General features: G+C 53.7%; 1 protein-coding gene. It reads left to right on the top strand.

Annotation, left to right across the window (positions count from 1 at the left end; translation table 11 throughout):
• Positions 1-16 precede the first annotated feature (16 nt).
• Positions 17-298, top strand: a 282-nt coding sequence (locus HMPREF2743_RS07965) for a hypothetical protein (protein WP_210400255.1), incomplete at its 3' end; no start/stop codon positions are given.

The raw sequence follows: 298 nt of genomic DNA, 5'->3' as shown, positions 1-298 counted from the left end.
GGTTGATGATTCCGATGTGAAGACTGTTGATCCGACTGATGATCCGCAGGATTCTGGTATCAAGGTTGAGAACAAGGACGACGACACCAAGGTCTCCGCTAAGGATGAGGATGGCAAGGACGTCCCGGTCGAGATTGACGAGGACGGCAAGGTCATCGTTACTCCGGGTGAGGATGTTGATGGTCCGATTAATGTGACCATTGAGGATCCGGACCTGCCGGACGGCAAGGTTGAGGTCGAGGTTCCGGTTAAGGATCACGAGAAGGATCGTGACGACAACAACTCGGACAAGAAGCCG

The organism is Corynebacterium sp. HMSC036D02 (assembly GCF_001836165.1).
Lineage (GTDB): Bacteria > Actinomycetota > Actinomycetes > Mycobacteriales > Mycobacteriaceae > Corynebacterium.
The sequence above is the reverse complement of the archived record's forward strand: the minus strand, read 5'-3'. Positions and strand labels throughout refer to the sequence as shown.